The 18,251-nt window shown below is 72.0% G+C and carries 16 protein-coding genes, 1 pseudogene and 1 other annotated feature; of the genes and pseudogenes, 10 read left to right on the forward strand and 7 right to left on the reverse strand.

The genetic code is table 11. The features are described 5' to 3' along the window. Positions 1-29 precede the first annotated feature (29 nt). Positions 30-386 carry a VOC family protein gene (locus tag CEQ11_RS00280; protein ID WP_088477339.1) on the reverse strand — a complete coding sequence of 119 codons (357 nt, stop codon included), beginning with the start codon at positions 384-386 and terminating at the stop codon, positions 30-32. 96 nt (positions 387-482) lie between these two features. Between CEQ11_RS00280 and CEQ11_RS00285 the strand changes: the two genes are divergently transcribed. The 5 genes and pseudogenes from CEQ11_RS00285 (at position 483) to CEQ11_RS00305 (ending at position 4,034) form a co-directional block, all read left to right on the forward strand. Next, complete coding sequence (locus CEQ11_RS00285; protein ID WP_088477340.1) at positions 483-1,253, forward strand: bifunctional 2-polyprenyl-6-hydroxyphenol methylase/3-demethylubiquinol 3-O-methyltransferase UbiG; 771 nt, start codon at positions 483-485, stop codon at positions 1,251-1,253. Positions 1,254-1,482: 229 nt separating this feature from the next. Further along, positions 1,483-1,920: a hypothetical protein gene (locus tag CEQ11_RS00290; protein WP_127913426.1), complete on the forward strand. Its 438-nt coding sequence runs from the start codon at positions 1,483-1,485 to the stop codon at positions 1,918-1,920. Positions 1,921-1,923: 3 nt separating this feature from the next. After that, positions 1,924-2,922, forward strand: a complete 999-nt coding sequence (locus CEQ11_RS00295) for a hypothetical protein (RefSeq protein WP_088477342.1) — start codon at positions 1,924-1,926, stop codon at positions 2,920-2,922. A gap of 69 nt (positions 2,923-2,991) precedes the next feature. After that, positions 2,992-3,261: pseudogene (locus CEQ11_RS00300) on the forward strand (GNAT family N-acetyltransferase); the annotation flags it as partial. 95 nt (positions 3,262-3,356) lie between these two features. Continuing rightward, positions 3,357-4,034, forward strand: a complete 678-nt coding sequence (locus CEQ11_RS00305) for an SGNH/GDSL hydrolase family protein (RefSeq protein ID WP_088477343.1) — start codon at positions 3,357-3,359, stop codon at positions 4,032-4,034. Between the two features lie 301 nt (positions 4,035-4,335). Here CEQ11_RS00305 and CEQ11_RS00310 read toward each other — a convergent pair whose 3' ends face one another. Then, entirely contained in the window at positions 4,336-5,979 is a 1,644-nt protein-coding gene (locus CEQ11_RS00310; protein WP_193762951.1) for a hypothetical protein, read from the reverse strand. 160 nt (positions 5,980-6,139) lie between these two features. Between CEQ11_RS00310 and CEQ11_RS00315 the strand changes: the two genes are divergently transcribed. Beyond that, positions 6,140-6,706, forward strand: coding sequence for a DUF421 domain-containing protein (locus CEQ11_RS00315; RefSeq protein ID WP_088477344.1), 567 nt, complete (start codon positions 6,140-6,142; stop codon positions 6,704-6,706). A gap of 96 nt (positions 6,707-6,802) precedes the next feature. Here the strand turns inward: CEQ11_RS00315 and CEQ11_RS00320 are convergent, their stop codons facing one another. After that, on the reverse strand, positions 6,803-7,465 hold the full coding sequence (locus CEQ11_RS00320) for a 3-oxoacid CoA-transferase subunit B (protein WP_088477345.1): 663 nt from the start codon (positions 7,463-7,465) through the stop codon (positions 6,803-6,805). 12 nt (positions 7,466-7,477) lie between these two features. Continuing rightward, positions 7,478-8,110: a 3-oxoacid CoA-transferase subunit A gene (locus tag CEQ11_RS00325; RefSeq protein ID WP_088477346.1), complete on the reverse strand. Its 633-nt coding sequence runs from the start codon at positions 8,108-8,110 to the stop codon at positions 7,478-7,480. Positions 8,111-8,267: 157 nt separating this feature from the next. Between CEQ11_RS00325 and CEQ11_RS00330 the strand changes: the two genes are divergently transcribed. Next, the gene (locus tag CEQ11_RS00330) at positions 8,268-9,074 is read left to right on the forward strand and encodes an IclR family transcriptional regulator C-terminal domain-containing protein (protein WP_088477347.1); all 807 of its coding nucleotides are present in this window, start codon (positions 8,268-8,270) and stop codon (positions 9,072-9,074) included. Between the two features lie 28 nt (positions 9,075-9,102). Here CEQ11_RS00330 and CEQ11_RS00335 read toward each other — a convergent pair whose 3' ends face one another. Then, a complete protein-coding gene (locus CEQ11_RS00335; protein ID WP_088477348.1) occupies positions 9,103-10,443 on the reverse strand; it encodes an NAD(P)/FAD-dependent oxidoreductase in 1,341 nt (446 codons plus the stop codon). Between the two features lie 198 nt (positions 10,444-10,641). Here CEQ11_RS00335 and CEQ11_RS00340 point away from each other — a divergent pair. Next, positions 10,642-11,890, forward strand: a protein-coding gene (locus CEQ11_RS00340) for an IS3 family transposase (protein ID WP_088477349.1) whose coding sequence is annotated in 2 segments (ribosomal slippage) — positions 10,642-10,943 and positions 10,942-11,890 — 1,251 coding nt in all. Because the reading frame shifts where the segments join, the coding sequence is not laid out codon by codon here. After that, positions 10,920-11,050 (forward strand) — a sequence feature (AL1L pseudoknot). Its footprint overlaps the gene before it by 131 nt. 114 nt (positions 11,891-12,004) lie before the next feature. Continuing rightward, positions 12,005-12,241: a hypothetical protein gene (locus CEQ11_RS00345; RefSeq protein WP_088477350.1), complete on the forward strand. Its 237-nt coding sequence runs from the start codon at positions 12,005-12,007 to the stop codon at positions 12,239-12,241. A 93-nt stretch (positions 12,242-12,334) separates the two neighbouring features. Here CEQ11_RS00345 and CEQ11_RS00350 read toward each other — a convergent pair whose 3' ends face one another. Then, positions 12,335-15,898, reverse strand: a complete 3,564-nt coding sequence (locus CEQ11_RS00350) for an SNF2-related protein (protein ID WP_088477351.1) — start codon at positions 15,896-15,898, stop codon at positions 12,335-12,337. A 96-nt stretch (positions 15,899-15,994) separates the two neighbouring features. On the opposite strand from CEQ11_RS00350, the gene CEQ11_RS00355 reads away from it, so the two are divergent. After that, positions 15,995-17,521, forward strand: coding sequence for an SDR family oxidoreductase (locus tag CEQ11_RS00355; RefSeq protein WP_088477352.1), 1,527 nt, complete (start codon positions 15,995-15,997; stop codon positions 17,519-17,521). 100 nt (positions 17,522-17,621) lie between these two features. On the opposite strand, the gene CEQ11_RS00360 is transcribed toward CEQ11_RS00355, so the two are convergent. Then, positions 17,622-18,173 carry a hypothetical protein gene (locus tag CEQ11_RS00360; RefSeq protein WP_088477353.1) on the reverse strand — a complete coding sequence of 184 codons (552 nt, stop codon included), beginning with the start codon at positions 18,171-18,173 and terminating at the stop codon, positions 17,622-17,624. Positions 18,174-18,251: the final 78 nt, after the last annotated feature.

The following is an 18,251-nucleotide window of genomic DNA, read 5'->3' on the forward strand; positions in this document are numbered from 1 at the left end:
GGGCCGGCCGAGTCCCGGCGCCGCCTGGCTCACCGGAGGATGCAGAACTCGTTGCCCTCGGGGTCCTGCATGACGGCCCAGCCGAGGTCCTCGCGCCGGTCCTCGGCGAGGGTGGCGCCGAGCGCGAGCGCCCGCTCGACCTGCTCGTCCCGCGTGGAGTCCTCCGAGGCGAGGTCCATGTGGGCCCGGTTCTTGACCCGCTTGGCGTCGGGCACCTTGAAGAACAGGATCGTGTAGCCGTCAGGGCTGACCAGGTAGCACTCGTCGGAGCCCGGCTTGTAGCACTCGGGCTCCTGGATCTCCCAGCCCAGGAGTGCGCGCCAGAACTCGGCGACGGCGTACGGGTCCAGGGCGTCCCAGGTGGTGTGGGAGAGGCGAAGAGACATGAGGGGACCTTCCGTGTCTGCGATCAGGCGGTGGGGTGGCCTGGAGGATAGCCCCGCGACTGTGGCCGCGCCCACACCTCCACTACCCTTCGACCCATGCCCCACTCCCCCGCCGAGGCGAACCGCCGCGCCTATGACGACCCGGCCGTCGCCGCCGACTATGACGCAGCGAACCCGGACGGCCCGGACCACGACTTCTTCCGCCGCCTCGCGCAGGAGACCGGCGCCGAACGGATCGTGGACCTCGGCTGCGGCACGGGGCTCCTGACGGTGACGCTCGCGGGAACGGGACGGGCCGTCGTCGGGATCGATCCGGCGGAGGCGATGCTCGAGGTGGCGCGGACGCGCCCCGGCGGAGATGCCGTCCGCTGGGTGCGCGGCACCGCCGAGCTGATCGAGCCGGCCACCGCGGACCTGGTGATCATGAGCGGCAACGTGGCCATGCACCTCGTCGGCGACGACTGGCACGACGCCCTGAGCAGGATCGCCGCCGGCCTGCTCCCCGGTGGCCGCCTCGCCTTCGAGACCCGCAACCCCGCCCTCCGGGCGTGGGAGGACTGGACCAGCGAGCCCACCGAGACCACGACGACGGCCGCTCGCCTCCTCGAATCAGAGGTCACCTCCGCCCCGGACCACCGGGGCGTGGTGGTGCATCGGTGGCGCAGCGAGGACCTCACCACCGGCACCGTGCAGGAGGGCGAGGAGCACCTGCAGTTCCGGAGCCCGGCACAGGTGCGTGCGGACCTGGAGGCCGTGGGGCTGAGCGTGGAGCGGGTCTCCGGCGGCTGGCAGCGGCAGGAGTTCGACGAGGCACGCGACCCGCTGATGGTCGTGGAGGCCGTGCGCGGTGCAGCGAGGCCGACCTGAGGCTGCCGGCGGGGCCCAGAAAATCATCACTCGATCCGTTTTTCATCATGCGAGGAATGATGAGTTTCCGTTCGAGTGATGAGGAATCGCGGTGCGCTGGACGCTGGGCGCGGGACGCAGTGGCGCTCGGCCGATGCGGCGAGGGGCGTCGAAAGTCGGGGGCCGGCGGTGACGACGCGCGACGTTCGGCGGTGCTCCGCGGCTCCAGGGATGTCTAGACTCGGTGACCATGGAGACCACCGACGCCGCCGTGGCACGGCCCGAGCGCGCCGACAGCAAGACGTCGGACGCATCGACGAACGAGCGGGCGCCAGGCACCTCCGCGAAGAAGGACCCCGAGCCCGAGCGCACCGGCCGGCAGCACTGGAGCTACGCCGCGGCAGCCCTCGCCTACCTGGTGGCGCCGTTCGTCATCGGCCTCGCCCTGCCGGCCGCCTCCGCGACCCTCGCCCTGCTGTTCCTGCTGCCCTCCGCCGCGCTGATGCTCGGCCTGGCCGACGGCCTCGTCTTCCGCACCACCTGGGCCTTCCCGATCCTCACGGCGATCCTCTGCCTCATCGGCCTCCTCGTCTACACGAACGACGGCACCTGGATCTACGCACTCGGCGTGCTCGCCCTCACCCGCGTCGGCACCGCCCTCGGCGGCCGCCGCCGGACCAAGGGCTGAGCCGTGGAGGTCTGGACCCTCGACCACCCCGTGCACGGCTTCCTCGAGCTGCGCCAGGGCTTCGACGCCGAGTTCCTCGCCGAGGACCCGGACTGGCCGCCCCCGACGTCCGCCGGGCAGGACGCCCGGCCGGACGCGGCCGCGCAGACCGGCACCCACTCCCCCGGCGAGGCCACACCCGAGGCGGGCCGCCACGACGAGGCGAGGGGGCCGTCGTCGGGAAGCGGGGCACGGAAGGCCCACGGCGAGCGCGCACCCCTGGGCGCCTCCTACGCCCGACGTGTGCGGGCACGGCTGAAGAACCCGCCGCTGCGGCTGCAGATGCGGGTCGACGGCGAGGTCACCGGTCGCTACCCGCGCACCGGCGTGGACGAGATCCGGCTGGTCAACCGGCGCACGGACGAGGACGGCTGGTCGGAGTTCGGCTCCGACGCCGGGTCGAGCCAGCGGAGGCTCAAGATCCAGTCGAGCATGCTGGACGACCTCCTCTCGGTGCAGCTGCGCGAGGGCTCCTCCGTGGTGGAGTTCGACCCGCCGGCCGGCTCACGCGGGGCGAAGCGGCAGGCCGCCATGGAATCCAGCAGCGTGAAGCGGATCCTGTATCCGTTGATGGGCGGGTTCGGGAAGGCGGGCCTGGCGGTGTTCTTCCTGCTGGTGTTCCCGCTGCTGGCGCGCCTGCTGCCGGACTGGGACGTGGACCTGCCCGAGGTCCGCCTGCCGCAGATCCACCTGCCGGTGCTGAGACTGCCCGAATGGGACATCGACTTCCCGCCGCTGCCCGGATGGCTCGTGACGATCCTCGAGTACGACCAGGTGTGGAAGCCGGTCCTGATCGGCCTGGTGATCGGCGTGATCGCGGTCCGGAACCACCGGAAGTCCCAGCGGCAGAAGGCCGAGTGGGCGGCGAAGAAGCCAGCGGCGGACGAGCGGATGCAGCCGGAGGAGGCCGACGAGGAAGGGGTCGAGGAGGAGGCGTCCACGCCCGTAGGCTCGGCCCCATGACCGCGCAGATCTCCCTCCGGCCCCTCCGCGTGGACGACGCGGCCGAGATGGCCCGCGGGCGAGGCGGTCGGCTACGTCCAGGCCACCGTCCCCCAGGACGGCGGTCCGGCGGAGATCGCCTGGGTGGTCGGCGCACCCTGGCAGAGCCGTGGCTTCGCGACGGCGGCCACCCGCCTCCGCCTGGAGCGTCTCGCCGGTCTGGGCGTGGGTGGGGTGATCGCGCACATCCACCCGGAGCATGCCGCGTCGAACGCGGTCGCCCGGCGATGTGGGCTGCGGCCGACCGACGAGGTGGTCGACGGAGAGGTGCGCTGGACGGGCAACGTCCGGCACGGATGATCCCTGAAGCCTTCGATCCGATCCGGAGCGCGGCGCGCAGTCTCCGGATCGGATCGAGGGCACTGTTCTCGCCTCCCGCCGGTACCGTGAGCGGCATGGGGATCCTCTTCGGCGGCGCGGCCGCGCAGGACGCGGACTATCGCGCACGCTGGAGCGCACATGCCGAGACCTCGGACGAGCGGGAGCTCGTGTGGGCCGTGCTGGGCGACTCGGCGGCCGTCGGCGTGGGCGCCGAGACGTGGGAGGACACCTACGTGGCCCAGGTGGCCGACCGGGTGGCGAAGGAGACCGGGCGGCCGGTCCGCGTGGTGAACCTCGCCGTGTCCGGCGCGAAGGCCCAGCACGTCCTCGAGACCCAGGTGCCGCGGCTCGAGGAACTGCTGGCCGGCGGGACCCGCATGGACGCGGTGACGTGCGTGGTCGGCGGCAACGACGTCACCTGGACGCTCCCCTTCAGGGTCAAGAACTTCGCCGAGCCGCTCGAGGAGATCGCGACCCGACTGCCCGCCGGCTCGACCCTCGGGCTGGTGCCCAGCTTCCGCATCTGGCCGTTCGAGCAGCGGGTGCGGGCGGCGAATGTGGCCGCGCGGGAGGTCGCGGCACGGCATGGACTGGGCGTCGCGGACGTCTACACCGCCACCCTTCGCCGCGGGCTGCGACACCAGCTGGCGCACCTGGCCCGGGACCGCTTCCACCCCAACGGCCGCGGCTACTTCGACTGGGCCTCCGCTGTCTGCCCGGAGGTGCTGCGCCAGGTGCGCGAGGCGCGCTGAGCGCCCGGTGAGCGGCGGACGAAGGCGAGCGGCCGTCGTCGGGAAGCAGCGGGGCATCCCCGTGTCGCGAGCAAAAGCGCTGGGGGCTGGAAGGGGCCCGGACGGGGCGGTCCGCAGACACAGTCACGCCGGGGCCGCGTCCCCACGACACGGCCCCGGCGCTCTCTGCGGCTCCAGCGGACGTCCCCACGACGTCCGGCTGGAATCCCCCCGGGCAGCCATCCCCACAACGGCCCGCCAGAGGGAGTCTGGTCACCGGCGGCGCGTGAACCCCGCTCCGCCGGATCCTGTTCAGTGACGGTCAGTGATCGTGACCGTGGTCCTCCTCGGCACCGTGGTCATGGTCGTGATCGTGGTCATGGTCCGAGTGGTCGTGGCCGTCCTCGGAGTGGTCATGACCCTCGTCCTCGCCGCGGTCGTGACCCTCGTGGTCACCGTGGTCGTCGTCCTCGGAGTGGGCCGGGGCCTCCGGCTCGCCGGTCACGACGGCCATCTCGGTCGCCGGGCCGTCGAGCTCGAACTCGTTGACCTTCTCGCCCTTCACCAGGTCGATCACCACGAGCTTGTTGTTCTCGGCGTCGGTCACGTAGGCGAGGTCACCGGCGGTCTTGAGGATCGGACCCGGCTCCTGCCACTCGTCCTTCTCCTTCCACGCACCGATGGCCTCGATGTCCTTGACGACCTCGCCGGACTCCTCGTCGATGACCTTGACCTTGCCGTCATAGGTCAGGACGACGCCCTCGCCCTCCGGGCCGCGGGCCAGGGAGCGGAACCAGTAGGACGAGCCCAGGTCCACGACCTTCATCTCATCGGTCTCGGTGTCGATCAGCGCGATCTTCGTGGTGCGCTCGACGGCCTCCTTCGGCTCCTTCTCCACCTTGTAGTCGCCCAGGACCACGGAGGAGTCCGCGGAGCCGGCGAGGTTGCCGGAGCGCTGGTAGTCCAGGCCCGGATCGACCTTGTGGAACTCGCCGCCGCGGTAGACCACCGGGCCGTTCTCGCAGCCGAGCGCCACCACGTCCTGGCCGTCCTGCGGCTGGGCCGCAGCCTCGCCGTGCACGCCCGGGCAGTCCTCGGTCTTGGCGATCTCCTTGCCCTGGCGGTCCACGACCTTCACGGTGTGGCGCCCGTCCTCGGTGCCCTCGGTGGTCAGGACGCTGCCGTCCATCAGCTCCAGGGCCACGCCGTGGTGGGCGCCGTCGGTCGTCAGGTCCTCGGTCACCGGGAGCAGGTCCGGGGTGGCCTTGTCCAGGTCATCGGAGACGAAGGTGCCGATGGAGCCCGTGCCGTCCGCGAAGAGGGTGGTCTTGCCGTGGTGCATCACCACGTGACCGGCGTGCTCGCCCGGGAACACGACGCCGGTCATGCCCGGCGCGGACTCGTAGTGGTGGAAGTGGTCGCCGTGGATCTGGGACTTGATGCCGGCGGAGAACACCTCCCAGCCCTTGTCCGTGATCACCATGACGTCCTTGCCGTTGCCGGCGTTGGACAGGCGCTTGAAGCCGGCCAGCTCCTGCTCCTTGAGGACCTCGCCGGTCTCCGCGTCCAGCAGGGTCAGGCCCATCTCGTCCGAGAGGAGCACGCGCGGGGTCACCCCGGAGACCTCCGTGGTCTCGGTCGGGTCCACCCAGTCCTCCTGGCCCACGGACGAGGCGACAGCACCGGCCTCGTCGCCCTGCTCCGCGCCTCCGCCGTCCTTCGACCCCTCCGGCTCCTCGCCGTCCTTCGTTCCCGCAGCGTCCTGCGCGGCGGACTGTCCGGTGGAGCCGGAGGCGGAGGCGCCCGCCTGGTCGCCCTTGGCCGCGGCGTCGCCGTCACCGGCGCACGCGGACAGGGCCAGGGCGGCGGCGGCCAGCGTGGCGGCCAGGGCGGAGAAGGACTTCAGGCGGCGCGCCGGGGCGAGCACGGCGGCGGACAGGGCAGCGGTGTACGAGTTCTCGATCATGAGGCCCAACTGTAAACGCTAATGCTTACCATTCGCAATACGCACGGCAGGAGGCGCCCCGACGGCGGAGTAGCGTGGAGAAGTCAGGGTGAGCGGCCGTCGTCGTGAAGCCCCCACCGATGCGGGCCGCCGGCCCGCCCGAGACCGAGGAGCACCGCCGATGACACCGCCGCAGGGATGGGGCCCCGCACTGACCGAGTCGCTGGGGATCGAGCTGTGGCGGATCCCGCTGGTCGTGCTCACCGCGGTGGTCGTCTACCTGGCCTTCCTCCTGCTGCTGCGCGTGTTCGGCGCGCGCCTGCTCACCGGCCTGTCCGCGTTCGACACGGTGGTCATCATCATGTTCGGCGCGGTCGCCGGACGCGTGATCCTCGGCCACCCGCCCACACTCGCCACCGGGCTGATCGGCCTGCTGACCCTCGTCCTGCTCGAGGTGGTCTTCGGCGCGCTCACGGCCACCGCCCGCGGGCAGCGGGTCTTCACCGGGCGCGCCCGCGTGATCGTGGCGCACGGGCGGGTGCTCGAGACCGCCCGCCGCAGGGCCCACGTCAACCGGCCGGAGCTGCACGCCGCCCTGCGCCGCGCCGGCGTGACGTCGATGGACCAGGTCGCCTGCGTGGTCATGGAGGCCAGCGGGCACCTGTCCGTGATGCGTGCGGGCCAGCCGATCGACCCGGAGCTGCTGGACGGCGTCGTCGGGGCGGACGAGGTGCTGCGCCCGGACTGAGCACCCTCCGGACACGGCGAAGGGGCCGCCTCCCTCAGGGGAGGCGGCCCCATCGTGCCTGCAGCGGCGGCGAAGCCGGGCGCCGGACCGGTCGGCTCAGACGCGCTCGAAGCGCACGCCCGGGTGGGACTGTTCGAGCTCCTCCCAGGTGATGCCGTGCAGCTCGCGGACCTTCACCACGCCGGAGTCGTCCAGCAGGAAGACGCCACGGTCCGCATAGATCCGGGACACGCAGCCCACGCCGGTGAGCGGGAACGTGCACTCGGCGAGGAGCTTGGGCTGCCCCTTCTTGGTGAACAGGTCCATCATCACGTAGGTGTCCTTCGCGCCGATCGCGAGGTCCATGGCGCCGCCGACGGCCGGGATGGCACCTTCCTTGCCGGTGGACCAGTTCGCGAGGTCGCCGGTGGCGGAGACCTGATAGGCGCCGAGGACGCAGACGTCCAGGTGGCCGCCGCGCATCATGGCGAAGGAGTCGGCGTGGTGGAAGTAGGCGGCGCCGGGCAGCTCGGTCACGGGGATCTTGCCGGCGTTGATGAGGTCCGGGTCGATGTCCTCGCCGCGGGCCTGCGGGCCGAAGCCGAGCATGCCGTTCTCCGTGTGGAGGGTGACGTGCTTCTCGTCCTCCAGGTAGTCGGAGACGGTGGTCGGCTGGCCGATGCCGAGGTTCACGTAGGAGCCCGGCGCGATGTCCTCCGCGATGGTCTTGGCCAGCTGCTGCTGGTCCAGCGGGGTGTCGGTCTGGATGAACTCGCTCATGGGTGGACTCCTTCAGTTATTCCCGACGGCGGCGCTCGCCCGCCGCTGCATCTCACCGGACACCGTGGGCACCTGGACGACGACATCCGTGTAGATGCCCGGGGTGACGACGACCTCCGGGTCCAGCGGGGTCTCGAGGACCTCGTCCACCTGGACGATCGACTGCTTCGCGGCGGCGGCCATGATGGGGCCGAAGTTGCGGGCGGTCTTGCGGTAGACGAGGTTGCCCCACGGGTCCGCGGCGTAGGCCTTGATGAGGGCGACGTCCCCGTGGATGGGCGACTCCAGCACGTAGTGCTTCCCGTCGATCTCGCGGACCTCCTTGCCCTCGGCCAGCTGGGTGGCGTAGCCGGTGGGCGTGAAGAAGCCGCCGATGCCGGCGCCGGCGGCGCGGATGCGCTCGGCGAGGTTGCCCTGCGGGACGAGCTCGAGCTCGATCTCCCCGGCCCGGTAGGCCTCGTCGAAGTGCCAGGAGTCGGACTGGCGCGGGAACGAGCAGATGATCTTGGCCACGCGCCGCTCCTTGATCAGCAGCGCGAGGCCGGCGTCGGCCTGGCCGGCGTTGCCGAAGCCGCCAATCAGCACGGTGGCGCCGTCGGTGATCTCGGAGACGGCCTCCGCGGCCGTGTCCACGAAGCGGGTCATGGGAGGGTCCTTCGTCTCTCGCCGGCGGCGGCCGGCGGTGCAGGTGAGGGGTGACGACGACGGACGGGGCCGTCGTCGTTGACTCTCACCGTAGGCGGGGGCGGGCGATGGGCAAACAGATGTTTGCAGAGCGCACACACGGCGTAGGGTGGGAGCCATGGAGAGCACCGCACCCCACCGGAACGAGTTCGTGCAGGCCCTGGCGACGGGCCTGGGCGTGCTGCGCGCGTTCACGCCCGAGCGGCCGGCGCTGACGCTCACGGACGCGGCCGAGGCGGCGGGGATCTCGCGGGCCTCGGCCCGGCGGATGCTGCTGACCCTGGTGCACCTGGGCTACGCGGTGCAGGCGGGGCGGACGTTCGAGCTGACCCCGAAGGTGTTGGAGCTCGGGCACGGCTACTGGACGGGACGGAGCCGCTCCGAGGTGCTGCGGCCGGTGCTCACGCGGGCCTCGCAGCGGCTGGGGCAGTCCTGCTCGGCCGGCATCCTGGACGGCGCCCACCTGATGTACATCGCCCGGGTGCACACGGAGCGGATCCTGCGCGTGAACCTGGACGTGGGCACGCGACTGCCGGCCTTCAATACGTCGATGGGGCGGGTGCTGCTGGCCGGACTCGAGGACGCGGCCGTGCGGCGGGTGTTGGAGGGCTCCCCGCGGACGCCGCGCACCGAGCTGACCCGGACCGGGCTGGACGAGCTGCTGGGCGAGGTCGCGCGGGTCCGGGAGCAGGGGTACGCGGTGGTGGCCGGCGAACTGGACCGGAACCTGGCCTCCGTGGCCGTGCCGGTGCGGGACCAGGACGGCCGCGTGGCCGTCGCGCTGAACACGGCGCTGTCCACCGCGCCCGGGCAGCTGGGCGCCGAGTTCTCCGCCGAGGCGCTCGAGGCCGCCGTGGCCGAGGCCGTCCCGGTGTTGCAGGAGGCGGCGCAGGACGCCGAGGCCGCCCTGGCCCTGGCGCACTGAGGCCGAGGCCGCCGACCCCGCGCCCCGCTCAGCGCAGGAAGTCCTCCGCGGAGTCGTCGAACGCACCCATCCACGGGGTGTGGTGCGCCACGGCCATGGTCCCGGTCACGGTCGACCGGTGCTGCCGGTCGCGGAAGGTCCGCACGTCCTCGATCCGGGCGTCGCGCATCTGCAGGAACGTCTCCGCCACGGCCTCCACGTCCACCGCGGGGCAGTCGGTGTGGGAGGACAGGTCCTGGATGTAGGCGCCCTGCCAGGCCAGCGCGGCCGGCGGGCCGTCGATCTGCGTCATCCGCGTGAACCAGGCGTCCATGTCCGCCTGTCGCTCCTCCGCGTCCGGCACCTCCACCCGGCCGAGCAGCACGTCCCGCGCGAAGTACGCCTGCGCCTCCAGCAGGGTCAGGGTGAACAGCTGCTGGGACGCGCCCACGTAGAGCACGTCCGGGTCCGCATGCCAGACCACGCCCTTCCACAGCCCGATCGGGCAGAGCAGGTTCGGCCCGCCCAGCGCCAGCTCCTTCGGCAGGAACGGGTAGTGGTGCAGATACCCCGTGCAGAGCAGGATCATGTCGAACTCTGCGCTGGTGCCGCCGTCGAAGGTCACCAGGTTCCCCTCGATCCGCTGCACGGCGGGCTGCTCGTCCATGCCCTGAGGCCAGGCCACGCCCTGCGGCTGCTTCCGGTAGGCGGTGGTCACGTGCTGCGCGCCGGCGCGGTGCAGCTGCAGCGCCAGGTCCTGCCCGGAGTAGCTCGAGCCCACCACGAGCACCCGCTTGCCCACATACCCTTCCGGGGAGCGGTAGTCCGAGGAGTGCTGCACCTGCCCGCGGAAGGACTCGATGCCCGGCAGCTGCGGTACGTGCGGGGTGTGGAAGTGGCCCGAGGCCACCACGATCCGGTCGAACTCCTCGACCACCGTCTCCCCGCTGACGAGGTCCTGCGCAGTCAGACGGAAGCGGCCGTCGTCGTGCTTCTCCACCCAGCGGACCGCGGTGCCGAAGCGGATCTGCCCGCGGACGTCCACGTCCTGCATGTGGGCGCGGATGTACTCGGACATCACCTCGCGCGGCAGGTAGGAGGGCACAGGGCGGCCGAAGTGCCGGTCGAACGGGTAGTCCGGGAACTCCATGCACTCCTTGGGCCCGTTGATCCACAGGTCCCGGTACATGGAGGAGTGCACGGGCTCGCCGTACTTGTCCGCGCCGGTGCGCCAGTCCAGGTTCCACTGGCCGCCCCAGTCGTCCTGCCGTTCGAAGGCGACGACCTCGGGGACCTCCGTGCCAGCCTTCTCAGCCAGTGAGAACGCCCGCAGCAGGGCCATGCCGGACGGGCCGGCGCCGATCAGTCCAATGCGCTCGCGCGATGCCATGGGGCGTGCTCCTGAATCTCGGGGACGGGGTGAGGCCGGTGCACGGCCTCCTCCCATCCTGCCCGACGACGGCCGCCCGCCTCCTCCTGCGGACGCGGGCAGATCCGCCCCCGCACACGTGGGATCAACTCGTTCATGGTCTCCACTGAATCGCCCCGGGTCTGGTGGAGGCTCTGATTCAACGGAAGGATGCAGAGCATGCCAGCACCACGGAAGTACCCCGACGAGCTCCGCGAACGCGCCACGCGGATGACCATCGAAGCCCGCCAAGACCCCGCCACGAGGACCGGAGCATTCCGCCGCGTAGGAGAACAGCTCGGGATCAATCCCGAGACGCTGCGGAACTGGGTGCGCCAAGCCGAGATCGACGGTGGCCACCGCCCCGGGATCACGACCAGCGAGGCCTCTCGTGTGGCCGAGCTGGAGAAGGAGAACCGTGAGCTGCGGCGGGCCAACGCGATCCTGCGCTCGGCATCGGCTTTCTTCGCGGCGGATGCTCGAGACGCCCACAGCGCTGATCGTGGACTACATCGACGACCACAAGGACGAATTCGGTGTCGAGCCGATCTGCGCCACACTCTCCGCAGCGGGCACGCAGATCGCACCGAGCACGTACTACGCCGCGAAGACACGTCCTGTCTCGGCCCGCCGTCTGCGCGATGAGCAGCTGCTCGCTGAGATCCGCCGGGTGCACGAGGCCAACTACGGGGTCTACGGGGCCCGGAAGGTCCACGCGCAACTGCGCCGCGAGGGCATCCAAGTTGCCCGATGCACGGTCGAGCGGCTCATGCGTGCCGCAGGGCTGCGCGGTATCAGCCGCGCGAAGGGTCCTCGCACGACAGTCCCGGGCCGGGGACCGGATTCTCGCGAGGATTTGGTGCAGCGAGACTTCACCGCGGTGGCTCCGAACCAGCTGTGGGTCGCTGACATCACCTACTGCCGCACTTTCAGCGGATGGGTGTACGCCGCGTTCATCATCGACGTGTTCTCCCGCCGGGTGCTGGGCTGGCAGCTGTCGAAGTCGCTGCGCACGGACCTGGCCCTGGACGCGTTGGAGATGGCGTTCTGGACGCGTCAGCGCGCAGGCCAGGACGTGGCCGGGCTACGGCACCACAGTGATAGAGGAGCCCAGTACGTCGCGGTGCGCTACACCCAGCGGCTGGCCGAGGCCGGTGCAGTCGCCTCGGTCGGCTCGACGGGGGATTCTTACGATAATGCCCTCGCCGAGGCGTTCAACTCCCTGTTCAAGGCGGAGCTGATCCGGAACAGGGGCCCGTTCAAGTCCATCGAGGACTTAGAGATCGCGGTCGCGGAGTACATCGACTGGTTCAACCATCGTCGTGTGCACGGCGAGATCGGGCTGGTCCCTCCGGTCGAGTTCGAGGACGTCTACCATCATGAGAACCCCGTGCCGGCGCCTGCCGGGGCGGCACTTGCGAGCCTCTAACAATCCCGGGGCGATTCATTTAGCAACACGCCCTACGCCGACCACCTCGAGCAGCACGGCCTGGAGTCCGGCGAGGAGATCACCGGGGAGGCGTGGGGCGAGGGCGGCGCCGAGGTGACCGTGCAGAGCCGCGAGGGCACGTCCTACTGGACCCGGCTGATCTGCGCGCCGGGCACCCCCGTGACGCTCGAGGACAGCCTGGGTGCGACGCTCGAGTCCGACACGTGCGAGACCGGCCTGGGCACCGAAGGCGACGGCGAGGAGCTGACCTTCAGGGCCACCACACCGGACGGGAAGCCGATCCGACTGGTCGTGGTGGAGGCGACGGACATGGAGTCGCCCTCGCCCTGAGCCGGGGGAACCGCCTCCCGTTTCACAAGCGAAAGCGTCTGGAGACGGGCAGGGCCGCCTCCCGTTTCCCGAGCGAAAATGCCAGAGGACGGCTCAGTCGTCGGCGCCGAGGAGCTCGCGGATGTCGTCCGCGGTCAGGGAGTCGGTGAAGGCGCCGGCGCCGGAGTCGTCGGCCTCGTCCATGAGCGCCCCGAACAGCTCGGCCTTGCGGCGCTGCATGTCCAGGACCTTCTCCTCGATCGTCCCCTCGGACACCATCCGGTAGACCATCACGGTCCGGTCCTGCCCGATGCGGTGCGCGCGGTCCACGGCCTGCGCCTCGGCGGCCGGGTTCCACCACGGGTCCATGAGGAACACGTAGTCCGCCTCGGTGAGGGTCAGGCCGAAGCCGCCGGCCTTCAGGGAGATCAGGAACACGGGGGCGTCGCCCTCGCGGAAGCCCTGGATCACCTCGGCGCGGCGGCGTGTGGAGCCGTCCAGGTAGGCGTAGTCCACGCCTAGGTGGTCCAGCTCCTCGCCCACGGTCTTGAGGAAGGTCGTGAACTGGCTGAACACGATCACGCGGTGCCCCTCGCCGAGCACCTCGGTCAGGTCGTCCAGGAACCGCTCCATCTTGGAGCTGGGCACGGATGCGTACTGGTCGTCCACGATCGACGGCGCCAGCGCCAGCATGCGCAGCAGTGTCAGGGACTTGAAGATGGTGAAGCGGTTGCCGTCCACGTCGTCCAGCAGGCCCAGGACCTTCCGGCGCTCGCGCTGCAGCACCCGGTCGTAGAGCTTGCGGTGCGCGGCCTCCAGCTCCACGGAGAGCACCTGCTCCTGCTTCGGCGGCAGGTCCTTGGCCACGAGCTCCTTGGCGCGGCGCAGCATGAACGGGCGCAGGCGCCGGCGCAGCCGCTCGATCCGCTCCGGGTGCTCGCCGCCCTCGATGGGGTTGATGTACTCCTCGCGGAACAGCCGGTGGCTGGGGAACAGCCCGGACACCGCCACGTCCAGCAGGGCCCAGAGGTCCGCCAGGGAGTTCTCCATGGGCGTGCCGGTGATGGCCAGGCGGAACGGGGCGCGCACGTCCCGGGCCACCTGGTGCACCTTGGCGGTGCGGTTCTTGATGAACTGCGCCTCGTCCAGGACCATGCCGGCCCACTGGCGGGCGTGGTACTCCTTCGCGTCGATGCGCAGCAGCGTGTAGCTGGTGACCACCACGTCCGCGCCGGCCACCTCCTCCTCCAGGGGCGTGCGACGCTTGCGGGAGGTCTGGTCCACCACCCGCACGTCCAGTCCCGGGGCGAACTTGGCCGCCTCCGCGGCCCACACCGAGACCACCGACGACGGCGCCACCACCAGGAACGGCTCCTCGCCGACCACCGGGGCCGGGTCGGCCACCGCGCCGGTCGCCTCCGCCACGGCGGGCGCCGCAGGGGCCGCCTCGCCGGCGGACGCGCCGTCCGTCTCGCCGCCCGCCGCCGTCAGCGCCTCGCCCGCGGCGATCCGCCTCTCCTTGGCATGGCAGAGCAGGGCGAGGGTCTGGACCGTCTTGCCCAGGCCCATGTCGTCGGCCAGGATGCCGCCGAGGCCGAGCTCGTACAGGAACGCGAGCCAGCGGAAGCCCTCGCGCTGATAGGGGCGCAGGTCCGCCCGCAGCCCGGCGGGGACCTCCGGGTCCGGCAGCCTGTCCACCGCGGCGAGCCGGCCCATGGCGGCCGTCCAGGCGGGGTCCTCCTGCACCTCGTCCGCCAGGTCCTTGAGGTCCTCCCAGAAGGCCACCTGATGCTTGGAGACCTGCTGGCTCTCCGGCGTCCACTCCTGCAGGGTGGCCGCCTCGGAGAGCAGCGCCCGGAGCTTCTCGAACGCCGGGTGGTCCAGGGACAGGTAGGACCCGTCCATGAGGATCAGCGTGGTCTTCCCGTGCACCAGCGCGGTGAACAGCTCCGCGAACGGCAGCACGTGGCCATCCACGGAGACCTGCACACCCAGGTCGAACCAGTCGTTCTGCGTGGCCTTCGTGCCCACCTCGATCCGGGGCACCGCGGTGAGCTCGCGGTAGTCCGGGCGCTCGCCGGTGACGTCCACCCGGACGTTCTCCAGGGCGGCCAGCTGCGGCAGGACCGTCTCGGAGAAGCGGGCCGCGGCCACGCCCTCCAGGCTCTGGCGGGCGGTGCGGCCGGCGCGCGGCCAGACCTCGGCGGCACGGGCGGCCACCCGCTGCTCGTGCGCGGCGTCGCGCAGGGCGTCCCTGGAGCCCACCTCCACCTGGCGCGGCGGATCGAAGTAGAGCCAGGACCAGTACAGCTCCACCTGGTGGTCCGGCTGGAAGTCCGCCTGCAGGCGCAGCGTCGGCGGCTCGAACTCCGGCAGGTCCACGGAGCCGTCCGTGGAGGCCACCTCGAGCTGGCTCTTCAGGCGCGGGTAGACCCGCTCCAGGAAGTCCGCGCGGTCGGACTGCGGGACGGTGAGCGACTCCTCGGACTCCAGCAGGTGCTGCACGGGCTCGGCCAGGGCCTGCGCGGCCGGCACGAGGTGCACCGCGAAGCCCCCGTCCGTCTCGCGGACCCGGTAGAAGCCGATGCGCCCCACCGGGTGCGCGTCGGAGGCGTCTGCCTCCTCGTCGGCGGCGGTGAGCAGCCGCGGGGACACCGCGAGCTCTCCGCCGCCGGCCTCCCGGACGTCCAGGCCCACGTGGACCGGTTCCTCCAGCACCACCTCGGCCAGGGACCCCTGGGCCACGAGCTCCACCCCGGACCGCTCGGCCTCCTCCAGGAGCTGCCAGATCCGGGGCGAGTCGAAGTTGTTGAGCATGATCCACGCGTCCGTGGGATACGTGTCCTCGGCCATGAGCTGGCGGTAGACCAGGCGCAGCGCCCGCTCGTGGGCGGGGTCGAACTCGGCGCGCGGGTACTGGAACTGCTTCCACGTCAGCCCGCCCTTGATCCATGTGCCCTTCGCGCCCCTCTTCAGCGGGCGCAGCAGCACGAACAGGCCGCGGCCGGCCCGCAGCCGGTCCTCGCCGGCACCGGCCGGACCCCACTGCTGGTACATGGAGCGGGAGGACTCGGCCACCAGCTCCACGCCGATCGCCAGCGGCGCCTGCGGCGTGCGCACGGACGAGGTCTGCAGGCCGGCCAGCGGCTCCATGATCCGGCGCCAGTCCGTGGCGGGGGTGCGCGGCGCACCCGGGCCGGCCGGGCCGTCGTCGTCCCCTCCGGTCCCCCGGGCACCCGAGGTGCCGGAGCGGGCGGCGAGCTCCTCGCCGGTGGTGATCATCGCCGCCAGGTCCGCCTTCGCCCGTCCCAGCGCGTCGTCGGAGCGCAGGCGGACCGCGCGGTAGCAGACGGCGGCCACGTGCTTGCAGTCCGTGCCCACGGGGCAGGTGCACTCGCCGTGGACCGGCTCCCACTCCATCTCCAGCGGGTCGGTGCCCTCGGGCTGGAGGTTCGCGGCGACCGTCGGCTGCAGGCGCACGCGCACCCGGTACGGGCGGGGGACGGAGCCGGCGACCTGGGCGGTGAGCAGCCCGGTCTCCACGTCGAAGCCCACCCGGCCCACCCGGCTGGTGCTCGCGTACTGGAAGCCGCGGGAGGCGGACGTGGCCCCCACCACGGCGCGGATCGCGTCCGTGTCGATGCGAGGCGTGCGGGAACTCGACGAGTCGGAGGCCATTGGACCATGGTCTCACGGCACACCCGGCACGGTCACAGCGGTGTGGACGCGTCCCACCCCTGCCCCACCGCACCGGGGAGGCCCTAGCGTGGGCGCATGACCTCCGCCTCGCCCCTCCAGCTGGACCTGCCCGCCGGCCGCGGCCGGCGCGTGCTCGTCACCGGCGCCTCCGGCTACGTGGGAGGACGGCTGGTGCCCGAGCTGCTCGCCGCCGGGTTCACCGTGCGCGCCGCCGCCCGCCACACCGACGCCCTCGCCGAGCGGCCCTGGGGCCCGGACGTGGAGATCGTCCGCTGCGACCTCTCCGAGCCGGAGGACGTCCGCGCCGCCATGGAGGGCGTCCACACGGTGCTCTACCTCGTCCACTCGATGGGCGGCGGCGGTGACTTCGTGGAGCGCGAGCAGGCCGTCGCGGACACCGTGGCCACCGCCGCGGAGGCCGCCGGCGTGGCCCAGCTGGTCTACCTCTCCGGTCTGCACCCGGACCGGCCCGTGGAGGAGCTCTCGGACCACATGCGCTCCCGCGAGCTCGTGGCCCGCCGCCTCGAGGAGTCCTCCGTCCCCACCCTGACGTTCGAGGCCGGCATCGTGATCGGCTCCGGCTCGACCAGCTTCGAGATGATCCGCCACCTCACCGAGCGGCTGCCCGTCATGCCCGGCCCCTCCTGGCTGGGGAACCGGGTGGAGCCGATCGCGATCCGGGACGTGCTGCACTACCTCGTCCACGCGTGCGACCTCGAGGCCCCGGTGCAGGCCCGCGGGCAGATCGGCTGCGGCACCCCGCAGAGCTTCGCCTCCATGCTCACGGACTACGCGGAGGTCGCCGGGCTCGGCCGCCGCCGCGTGATCGCCCTCCCGCTGCCCGCGATGCACCTGTCCGGCCTCTGGATCGGCCTGGTCACCCCCATCCCGATCGGCGTGGCCCTGCCGCTGGCCGCCTCCCTCGCCGAGGACGCCGTCACGGACGACCACGCCGTGGCCGAGATCGTCCCGGTCCCCGCCGGGGGCCTGACCTCCTACCGGGAGGCGGTCCGCCGTGCGCTGGAGCGGCAGCAGGAGGGTCCGCTCGAGGTCACCTGGGACGCGGACCAGAGCGTCGGCCGGGACCCGGCCGCTCCCCTGCCCGCGGACCCGGACTGGGCCGGGTCCACCGTCTACACGGACGAGCGGGAGAAGGAGACCGAGCTCTCCCCCGAGCGGCTCTGGCCGGTGATCGAGTCCATCGGCGGCCCGAACGGCTGGTACTCGACCCCGTTCCTGTGGCGGATGCGCGGCTGGATGGACAAGCTGATCGGCGGCCCGGGCCTGGCCCGCGGCCGCCGGGACCCCGAGCACCTGCGCCTGGGCGACCACGTCGACTGGTGGCGCGTCGAGTCCCTCGACCGCGGCCGCCTGCTCACCCTGCGCGCCGAGATGCGTGCCGGCGGCCGGGCCTGGCTGCAGCTGGGCGTGGAGCGCACCGCGGACGGGTGCATCTACCGCCAGCGCGCCGTGTTCATGCCCTCCGGGCTGCTCGGCCGCGCCTACTGGACGGCCATCCTGCCCTTCCACGCCCTCGTGTTCCCGTCCATGGCGGAGAACATCGTGGCGGAGGCACGACGACGGCCGCTCCCCTCAGACTGACCCCGCGCCTCCGGCGCGGGCCGGGTCCGGACAGCCGAAGGGCCCGGCCTCTCCGTCAGCGGAGCGGCCGGGCCCTTCGTGTGTGTCAGTGCGGGTCGGCTCAGGCGCCGGCCTCGGCCTGGGCGTCCTCGAGGGTGGTGGACGGGTCCACGATCTGACCCTCCCAGCCGTCGGCGAGCGCGTACACGAGGCAGTGCTGGGAGCCGTCGGCGGAGTTGCGCAGCTCGGTGGCGGAGACGGTCACGTCGGTCTGCTCACCGGCCTCGGCACCGGCGGCACGGCACACGGACTCGGTGTCCGTGGTGTCGTCCTCGCCCTTCTCCGGCACGGCCCAGAGGTACTCGGCGTTGTGCTCGTCCTCGCAGTCGACCTTCTCGAAGGTGCCCACGTCGCGGGCGCCCGGCTCGTTGGTCAGGCAGTCGCCGGCGGAGAAGGAGACCTCCTCGGCCTCCGGGGCCTCGGTGTCCTCGCCCTCGGACTGCTCGCCCTCGGTGGCGGTGGACTCGTTCTGCTCGGCGGTGGCCTGCTCGGTGGCCGACTGGTCGGCGGTGTCCTGCTCGGCGTCCTGGGACTCGCCGGCGCAGGCGGTCAGGGCGAGCAGGGCGGCGGCGCCGAGGGCGGCGACGCGGGAGGAACGGGCGATGCGGTTCATGTGTGCTCTCTTCTCTTCGTCTCTTCGTCGTGTATCTGCGGCTTTCGCGTTCGCACAGCGCGGCTCGGCCGGATCCCC

Origin of the sequence: Micrococcus sp. FDAARGOS_333 (assembly GCF_002206575.2) — a bacterium.
Lineage (GTDB): Bacteria > Actinomycetota > Actinomycetes > Actinomycetales > Micrococcaceae > Micrococcus > Micrococcus lylae.